Source organism: Pseudomonas sp. P5_A12 (assembly GCF_056400685.1).
In genome coordinates, this window is sequence record NZ_JBFUKU010000251.1 from 1 (window position 1) to 7,626 (window position 7,626).

Below are 7,626 nucleotides of genomic sequence, written 5' to 3' on the forward strand. Positions count from 1 at the left end.
CCCCAAGAAAACCACCACTCTTCGTTTCATGCAGCCCGCCACCGCTAAAGTAAGGGTCGGGTATCAAACCTTCGATGCCTGTGAGCTTTTCAAGAAACTGCAACATGGGCGCCGAGTTAAAAGCGTTAAAAACAGTCTTGAGGAAAGGGGGGCATTCATTGGGACTGATTTGACGTTTTAGCTGACCTTTATAGCCGCGCTCGTAGATCATTTCGTTGTTGGTTGGCTCGACTGGAAAGTGCGAGCATATACTTGCAATCAGCTCTTCGTGCAAGAAGTTATCGATAACGATGTGCGGAAATGGCGTAGCCTGAACATAGTGACTGGTCAATGAATGACCAAAGGCGCTGGCGGCGTTCTGGTCAAAATCAAGCTCCGGGGAGAGGGTGATAGGTAGTGCTTGAGTGATGGGTGCCATTACCGCTCCAATAACTTAATACAAAAATCATGGGACAACTTAAAACAGAGTCAAATGCACTGCTCGTGCAGGCTTGCTCAACTTATTTCTTGCTGCTGTCCGTGTTCAGGCGCTTAAGGATGTTATTGTACATTTTTGTTCGCCTGTGCGTCGATTCATAGCCACCAGCCGCTGCGACAGTACCAGACTGAATATGATCAAGATAACTGAATATTTTACGCGGTGATAACATTTCAACGACATAGCCAAGTTCGGTCATGCGGTCTTGGAGGGTATAACCAGGAACACGGTCATCCATCGAAAAATGCAGGCCGTGTTGTTTTATAAGTTTGCAGTTCCACAACGTACAGAAACTCTTCAAGTACACTTCCTTGTATGGCTTTGGCTCTCTAGAGCGTAATCCCAAAGAGATTTTCAGGCGTCTGAAATGGTGTTTGAACAGGCGCGAACTAAAGCGCCAAAGAGTTCTGGTGGCTCCACGATTTAATTGCTCTACACAACCGACGGCTACGACTTTTTTATCTTTAATGCATTTATTCATCATCATCGGAAAAACGTTTTTATCGAAAACAAATGTATCTGTATGCATGAGGAATAAATAATCAGTTTCAACTCGCTCCAAAACCAGGTCAAGTGCTTTGCCATGCGCGATATGGCCTGGCTCCGGTTCAGAAATAGAACGCTCGATTAAATTAATCCAGTCAAGCGATCTCAAATACTCAGTGCTTTCATCGGCGGAATAGTTATCAACCACCCATATCGGGACACTTCCACCCACATGCTGGTGCAATAGGTCTAAACATATCTTGGTAATTTCTGGTGTCTTGTAATTTACTATCACTATGCTAAATGCATTAGAGTTGTCAGCCGACAAATTAGCACTACTCATCGTTTAGGCACTCAAGGTATTATAATTAGACGCAGAGATAATTGAGCTTGTATCCAGTTGCCGCTTATATCTTCGCGCATGATTTCGCATAACTATAAAACCTGATCTGTTAAGTCGATTTTTCATACGCTGAATAGCCATAGCTAACTCAACGCCTGATGGAGAGGAGCAAATGCGAATTTCATCTTATAAGGATCCACTCTACAGGTAAATATCCGTGAGTTAATTTGTCAGATCGGAAGGCTGGTCAGGTGAGCTTCTTGGGACGGCGTACTACATCTCCCTCTGTGGCGAGGAGCCAGCCTTCGCCACAGAGGGGCGCGCTTACTCCTTCAGCTCAACGTGATCCAACGCCTGATTCACCGCCAATTCCCCCAACATCACCACTTGCGTAATCCCCAGTAAAGTCTTGCGGTGTGAGTTGTCCAGTAACGCCGCAAAATTGCTGAGCATGGTGGTAGCCGATCCCAGAGATTCGCTGGCATTGGCCAGCAGGGATTCGGTGTTGTACTTTGGGTTGGCGAGGAACATGGGGTCGGGTTCGTGGGTACTGGCCATGATTTGGGCAGCCGGATTGAGGTAGTGGTCCAGGGCGCGCTCGGCGGCTTCGTGGAATTTTTTCGAATCGAGGGATTCGTAGGGGGATGCCGGATCGGTTTCCGGTGGGTTGGGTGTTGGTTTAATCATAGATGAAACTCCGATGCTACTTAAACGGAGCCATCACCCTCTCGCTACCAAACGGAGGGTGGCGGCCATACGAAGGTTGGTAGACCGGGCATCGGAACCGGCGCCCCCGAAGGAGCCCTGCGCATGGCCACCATAAAAACTCAGTCCTGAAAAAGGACCGCTGAAGGTGACGCTATGCGTCGATGCTGCGGGTCTACCAAACCCGATCACTKTTTTTCAGTGACCCAGCCACGATAGAACCCGTGCCCTGGACGCACAAGCCGGCGAATTCTGTCTTACCCGTAGGCGATGACGCAAGGCGTTGTAGCCTTTGGGTGGTAACAGGAGGCTTCATTTAAACAGGCAAGATTCTTGTTGTTTAAACGCCAGCAAAGTAGAGGCAAATCTCTCGCTGAGTCGCTCACACGAAATCGCTGTGGGAGCGAGCCGGCTCCGGGCGGCGGGCGCCTGATGATCGCGCTTTATTTTTTTATTTCCGTGGGTGTGCAGAGGGTGTGAATCTGGAACTGGACCCCTCCGAGTGATTCCTTGATCTGATCGGCTGCGTGCTGACACGCCTCCATACTCTTGTACTCCGCATGGTCGACCGCTGTAGCGGGCTGTGCGCCGTTGGTGCCAAGAATGACCCAGAGAATGAAGTTCATGATGCCCCCGACCTTCTATGTAGGTGATTGAGTCTAGCCATAGATTGATGACTGCCGCCAAAGCACCTTAATGATGGACTGCTCAGCGCTCATGGCGCAGCGCGTCAACCACTACACCAAACGCTGACGAGTGCTCACGGCGGTTAGGGTAGTAGAGATGGTAGCCAGAAAAAGGTTGGCACCAATCCTCCAGTACCCGCACAAGACTTCCGTCGGCAACCTCCTTCGACACCATATCTTCTGGCAAGAAACCCAACCCGCAACTCGCCACGGCAGCGCGCAGGATCGGTCCACTGCTGTTGAACGTCCATTGTCCTTCGACGCGAGCCTTGAGTTCGTGACCGTCCTTTTCAAAATCCCATTGCAGGAGGCTTCCGTGAGTAGGCAGACGTAGATTGATGCAATTATGGTCCGCGAGATCGCCAGGCACTTTCGGTGCAGGCCGCCGCTTGAAGTACTCCGGGGAGCCCACTACCGCCATGCGTAATTGAGGGCCAACCGGAACGGCAATCATGTCCTTGGCAACTTGATCACCCAGACGCACTCCTGCGTCGTAGCGCTGTGCGACGATGTCAGAGAGTGCATAGTCGACGGTGATTTCCACTTTGATATCCGGGTAGTCGGGAAGAACCTTCAACAACTTCGGCCAAAGTATGTTGTTCGCCGCATGTTCGAATGCTTGAATCCGCACGTTGCCTGCCGGGGTGTCGCGAAACTCACTGACCGCGGCCAGTTCGAGTTCAATTTCGTCGAAGCGCGGCGCCATGGTTTGGCTTCGGTGGGAGAGACGCTGCGCGTGGTTCGGGTCAGCAGGCGGACACCGAGCCGGGTTTCGAGTGCACGCATGGTGTGGCTCAACGCGGACTGCGAGACGCCGAACTGTGCGGCGGCGCGGGTGAAGCTGCCTTCGCGGGTGATGACCACGAAGGCTTGCAGGTCGTTAAGATTGGCTCGGGACATTGATGAGAACCTCTCATGAGGAGCACGGGATTATCCCATGTAATCATGTCCCGCCTGCGGCGTGTCAAATGAACAGCGAATTACAGAGTTCTTGCGTAGAAGCCTGTCAACTTGCCGACAGYGGCGTCGACATACTGGGGCATCCAGTAGGTTTCGATATGGGTTGCGCCGTCGATAATGAACAATTCCTTGTCCTGGGTGCCCGTGGCTTTGGGGAATGCATCCTGGGTCATGTACAGGCTGTCGGCCTTGCTGCCCGCAATCATCAGCAACGGCTGATTAATCAGTTCGATCTGGTTGATGGCGTCAAAGCGCATCAGATCCAACAGGCTGCTCGTGGTGTATTTGAAGGTCGAGTTAGGGTGCGCATGCGTCCTCCAGTAGTACTCGTAACCTTGGCGATACAAGTCGAACGGCAGTTTGGCGATCTGCTCGTCGGTGAGGTTGGCATCACCCGAATAGAGCACTTCACCGCCGGCCGCTTCCTGGGCGCGGGCTGCGGAAGCCTGTTGCAGGCGTTGTTGGATCGAGTCCAGTTGAGAGTCGTTGTAGCCATTGCGACGCACCCGTCCTGAATTGAACATGCTCACCGTCGCCACCGACTTGAATCGCTTGTCGGTTTGCGCTGCGGCCAACGAGTAGCCACCRCCGCCGCAGATGCCGAGCAGGCCCACGCGTTTCCCATCAACACCCGCGTACTGAGTGATGAAATCCGCCATGCCGTGGATATCTTCGATGCGGTTCACGGGCTTGTCGATGCTGCGCGGTTGTCCGCCACTTGCGCCCTGATACGCGGCATCTGCGGTAATCGTGATATAGCCCTGCTCAGCCAGTCGCTGCGCATACAAACCCGCCACCTGCTCTTTCACCCCGCCGTTCGGATGCGCCACCACCACCGTTGGATAGACCTTCTTCGCATCGTAATTGGCTGGGGTGTAGACGTTGGCAGCAATGTCCAGGCCATTGAGTTTGTAGGTGACCGGATGGATATTGACCTTGCCGGGCTCATTGCTGGTCATTGCGCCGTCGTAAGCCAGCGTAAACGGGTTTTTTTTGTAATCTGCGGCTCCGGCCTCGCCAGTAGAAATGCCAACCATAGCCGCCATGAGTGTTGCCTTCAAAAATGTGTTTCTCATGTGATGCTCCTGAGCACTAAAAATGCAACCGCGTACTTCTCGTCAGTCCAGCTTTTTCTCTGCGAGGAATTTGGACACGAGGTCCGCGATCTGTACGTTGTTCAAATCCGACATGGGGAAGTGGGTATTGCCCTTGATACCCATCTCCGGCAAGTGGATCAGCTTCACGTCGCCGCCATGCTGGTTGACGGCATCGCGCCATAGCCGGGCCATCGTGAGTCGGGCGCGCCAACTGTCCTGGGCAGGCAAGTCGATGGCCTGCTCCGGGATGTTGTCGCCGTAAAGGACAAGGATCGGAATGCGCGTCAGCGCCATGAACTGCGCCATCGGCACCGCCGTCCCCTGCACCGTGTCAAACGCGCTGGGAATCGGCGCGGGTAATTCACCCTCCGGGAACACGAAACTGCTGCCCGGTTCGAAGGCCACAATGGCCTTGACCTTGTTGTTCTTGATCGCCGTCAGCCAACCCGGCCCGCCACCCTGCGAATGAGTGAACAGAATGCCGGGGCCGATTCTGTCGAAGACCGCCGACACGCCATCAGAAACCACGTCCATGTCGAACGGCCCGGTGTTCGGCGTCATCGCGCGGAAAAACTGGCCGCGCGTGTGCGCATCCCGGGCAACCTGCACACCGTCGAAATAGTCGGGCCACAAGCCGATGCGGAACTGGTTGAACCAGAGTTGCTCGTCCGGCACAGGCTTGATCGTCGCCTCGACCATGCTGCGCCCGGCATCGCCACGACGCGGCTGGTCGATCAGGTACACGCCGAACTGGCGGCGCAGGAAGATGTTCTGGAAGCCTTCGCGGCCATCAGCGGTGGTTTCCCAGGTCTTGGAGAATTGGCCTGCGCCGTGCCACATGACAATGGGCAGCTTTCGGGCATCGACCGGGATTTGGTAGAAGGTGTAGGCATGGTCACCGTGATAGGTCTGGCCATCAGGCAACATGGGTTTACGTGGGTCGAATGTGCCCGGTGCTGTGGTCATCGTCCCGCCCGCGGCGAAACTGCCTTGCTCCTGAATCATCAAGGGGGCGACGACACGGCTTGACTCACTGGCATGGGCCGCACCGGCGGCAAGCAGGCTCATCAGGGCCATGCTCCGCAGATTTTTTCCAGTCTTCATATCAACCTCCCGAGGCAGTCAGTGCATATGTCAGTGCTGTACTTGCCCGTTTGGCGGAGTGTTCATCCCCTCGCTCGGCCAGAACCTCGCTGACCTGGCGCAGTTGTGCCTCGCTCAGTCCTACCCGCATGCTCGCTCGCATGTGCGAGCGCAACTGCGACTCCACACCCGGCGTGGCGGCCAAAGCCCCGACGGTTGCCAGCTCACGGCTTTGCCAGTCGAGGTTGTCGCGCTCGAAGATGTCGCCGAACAAATGGGCTTGTAAAAACTGGTTGATGACAGGCGCGAAATCGAACACCGGCCCCTTGACCGGGCCACCTGAGATACGGGTTTGATTGGCCGCTCCTGCTGCAAGCAAGGCCTCTCCTGTTGGAATGGCACGGCTGGGTTCACGTCCAGGCGCGTCGTGGATGCCTCGCTCTTTGCGTGCTTGCACGACGTTCATCAGCTCACTCAGTGCATTCAAGCTGCGCGGAAAACCGACATAGGCGTAGAGCTGCGTCAGGATTTCCTTGGCCTCGCTGACCGTCAGGCCGGCATCCAGACCTTGGTTCAACGCAGCGTTGAGCGTGGGCATGTCGCTAGTGGCCATTAAGGCTGCGATCAGTGGGATGGCCTGTTGCTTGGCCGACAGCGTGTCTGAAACGGGTTGTGTGTTGCTCACGGTTTGCGCTGCCAAGGCTTTCTGAGCGACAACGCTCGACCCTTCGTACTGCGCCTCTGAGACCTTTTCCGCCCAAGTGACGGTTTTGCCGTCTTCGGCTTCAGCGATTGCAATGTGGGTCATACCGTTGGCGGCAGTAGCTCCATGCCAGTGGCGTGTTTGCGGCGGGATCCAGACGATGTCACCCGGATGGATTTCCTGACGTGGGCCGCCCTCTTGCTGCACGTAGCCGACGCCGGCAGTGACAATCAGCGTTTGCCCCAGCGGATGGGTATGCCACGCCGTGCGCGCACCGGGTTCGAAGGTCACCGTGCCGCCGCCGATGCGGGCTGGGTGATCACCCTTGAACAGGCCATCAACACGTACCGTGCCCGTGAAGTTTTCTGCTRYGCCCTTCACTGAGGGCTGAGAGCCTGCACTGCTGATCCGGATTTCGCTGGAGGCCTGGGCGCAGGTTTCTCCGGCCAAGAGCGACAACGCAACAAGTGGGGCAATCAGGGGGTTCATCAATGGAGCTCCTAAAGGGGGTGAGTCGACAGCAAGGCAGAGGAGAAACGCGCGTTAGCGTGTGAGAGGGCTGTCGCTCAACGCGTTCCATGGTTTTGCGTTCCTGTTCACCCTCCATGACGAAACCATCCATCACCTTGGCCTTGGGCGCATGGCTTTGGAGAACGGAACAGTTTTTGGTGCACTCAGGTCACGCCGGCCTGATGCATTACCGCTGCGCAAACAGTAAGCGAGCTAAGGGATGGGCACTAGACGGATAAATCGGCAAGGGTTCATGAGGTACATTCATCAGTCTGGTCGTGGCGCGTGAATTCAGTACTGAGATGACCGGGCGCTCGACCAGCCATCGATCAGTTAAGCCTTAACGCGAACCGTAGCAGCTGGCGAAGCCTGCGTTCGACTGCGTAGCAGTCGTAAAACATGAGTTTGCGGTCTGCCTGAAACACCGCATCAGCTGATTTCACGACTGCTACGCAGCCGGACGCAGGCTTCGCCAGCTGCTACGGTTCGCGTTAAGGCTTAACTGATCGATGGCTGGTCGAGCGCCCGGTCATCTCAGTACTGAATTCACGCGCCACGACCAGACTGATGAATGT

6 protein-coding genes and 3 pseudogenes are annotated in these 7,626 nt (G+C 55.3%); all 9 read right to left on the reverse strand.

Annotated features, from left to right (window positions below):
- Nucleotides 1-418: pseudogene (locus tag AC1DSG_RS24240) on the reverse strand (2OG-Fe(II) oxygenase); the annotation flags it as partial.
- A gap of 82 nt (nucleotides 419-500) precedes the next feature.
- Complete coding sequence (locus AC1DSG_RS24245; protein WP_477793160.1) at nucleotides 501-1,307, reverse strand: glycosyltransferase; 807 nt, start codon at nucleotides 1,305-1,307, stop codon at nucleotides 501-503.
- Nucleotides 1,308-1,631: 324 nt separating this feature from the next.
- Nucleotides 1,632-1,994, reverse strand: a complete 363-nt coding sequence (locus AC1DSG_RS24250) for a DUF6124 family protein (protein ID WP_477793161.1) — start codon at nucleotides 1,992-1,994, stop codon at nucleotides 1,632-1,634.
- A gap of 461 nt (nucleotides 1,995-2,455) precedes the next feature.
- Nucleotides 2,456-2,638, reverse strand: a complete 183-nt coding sequence (locus AC1DSG_RS24255; protein ID WP_477793162.1) for a hypothetical protein — start codon at nucleotides 2,636-2,638, stop codon at nucleotides 2,456-2,458.
- An 82-nt stretch (nucleotides 2,639-2,720) separates the two neighbouring features.
- Nucleotides 2,721-3,598: pseudogene (locus AC1DSG_RS24260) on the reverse strand (LysR family transcriptional regulator).
- A gap of 80 nt (nucleotides 3,599-3,678) precedes the next feature.
- Nucleotides 3,679-4,734 carry an alpha/beta hydrolase gene (locus AC1DSG_RS24265; protein ID WP_477793163.1) on the reverse strand — a complete coding sequence of 352 codons (1,056 nt, stop codon included), beginning with the start codon at nucleotides 4,732-4,734 and terminating at the stop codon, nucleotides 3,679-3,681.
- Between the two features lie 42 nt (nucleotides 4,735-4,776).
- Nucleotides 4,777-5,859, reverse strand: a complete 1,083-nt coding sequence (locus tag AC1DSG_RS24270) for an alpha/beta hydrolase (protein ID WP_477793164.1) — start codon at nucleotides 5,857-5,859, stop codon at nucleotides 4,777-4,779.
- A gap of 1 nt (nucleotide 5,860) precedes the next feature.
- Nucleotides 5,861-7,030, reverse strand: coding sequence for a (R)-mandelonitrile lyase (locus AC1DSG_RS24275; RefSeq protein ID WP_477793165.1), 1,170 nt, complete (start codon nucleotides 7,028-7,030; stop codon nucleotides 5,861-5,863).
- A gap of 49 nt (nucleotides 7,031-7,079) precedes the next feature.
- A pseudogene (locus tag AC1DSG_RS24280) lies at nucleotides 7,080-7,199 on the reverse strand (flavodoxin); the annotation flags it as partial.
- Nucleotides 7,200-7,626: the final 427 nt, after the last annotated feature.

Coding starts and splice junctions, on each gene's coding strand:
- AC1DSG_RS24270 (WP_477793164.1), bottom strand. CDS start 5,859: ATGAAGACTGGAAAAAATCTGCGGAGCATGGCCCTGATGAGCCTGCTT.
- AC1DSG_RS24245 (WP_477793160.1), bottom strand. CDS start 1,307: ATGAGTAGTGCTAATTTGTCGGCTGACAACTCTAATGCATTTAGCATA.
- AC1DSG_RS24250 (WP_477793161.1), bottom strand. CDS start 1,994: ATGATTAAACCAACACCCAACCCACCGGAAACCGATCCGGCATCCCCC.
- AC1DSG_RS24255 (WP_477793162.1), bottom strand. CDS start 2,638: ATGAACTTCATTCTCTGGGTCATTCTTGGCACCAACGGCGCACAGCCC.